The sequence below is a fragment of the Mesorhizobium sp. M7A.F.Ca.CA.004.04.2.1 genome (assembly GCF_004022825.1).
In the GTDB taxonomy this organism is placed as follows: Bacteria; Pseudomonadota; Alphaproteobacteria; order Rhizobiales; family Rhizobiaceae; genus Mesorhizobium.
Genome location: NZ_RZPH01001406.1, coordinates 1 through 1,148, shown reverse-complemented (window position 1 = coordinate 1,148; position 1,148 = coordinate 1). Strand labels below are relative to the sequence as shown.

General features: G+C 64.1%; 1 pseudogene. It reads left to right on the top strand.

The window, feature by feature from the left end:
* A pseudogene (locus EN893_RS34960) lies at positions 1-1,148 on the top strand (autotransporter outer membrane beta-barrel domain-containing protein); the annotation flags it as partial.

The following is a 1,148-nucleotide window of genomic DNA, read 5'->3' as shown; positions in this document are numbered from 1 at the left end:
GCATCGACATGCAGTCCGGCACCATCACCGGCACCGTCGATCAGGGTGGCGGCACGGATTTTTTCACCATTGGCGCGGGGACCGTCGCCGGCAATGTCCAGCAGGGCGCCGGCATCGACGACTTCAACATGAGCGGCGGCCAGATCGGCTCGCTCAACCAGGGCGACGGCCTCGACACCTTCACCATGACCGGCGGACGCATCGTCGATTTCTTCGACGATGGCGACCGCGCCGTGATGACCGGTGGCCGCATCGGCCGCGTCAACATGAAGCTCGACCAGAATTACTTCAACATGTCCGGCGGCACCATCGACCGCAACCTCGTCACCGGCTTCGACAAGGACACGATCATCCTGTCGGGCGGCACCATCGGCGGCAACATCAGCGTCAGCGGCGGCAATGACAGTGTCACGATCACCGGGGGCACGGTCGGTGGCGATATACTGATGAGTTTTGGCGCCGACGATTTCGTCTGGAACGGTGGCGGCATCATCTATGGCGCCGTCGATCTCGGCGGCGACAACGACACCGCCAGGCTCAGCAACCTCACCAACGCCAATCTCGGTGCCACGGATGCCATATCAGGCGGCCTCGGTACCGACGCGCTGACACTGGACAACGTCAAACTGGATGGGGTCAGCCGGCTCCAGAACTGGGAGAGCATCGACGCCACCAACGACACCGAGCTGACGATGGACAGCAATCTGGTGCTCGGCGATAGCGGCACCGGCACAGGTTCGCTCAGTGTCGATGCCGCGAGCACGCTTTATGGCGGCGGCTTCAACACGGCGATCCAGGCCTTTACGGCGGGCCAGCTGGCGCAGGTCACCAATGCCGGCCGCATCGACCTGACCAATGGCAGCACCGGTGCCACCGACAGCCTGACGATTTCGGGCAACTATGTCGGCCTGGGTGGCCTGCTGCTTATCCAGACCGAGCTCGGTGACGATTCCTCCGCATCCGACAAGTTGGTCCTGTCGAGCGGAACGGCTTCCGGTTCGACCGGGATCTCCGTGGTCAATCTCGGCGGCGCGGGGGCTGCGACCACGCAGGACGGCATCATGGTCGTCCAGGCAATCAACGGCGCCACCTCGGGCGCCACGACATTCGCGCTCGACGCCCCGGTCGCCGCCGGTGCCTTTGAATAT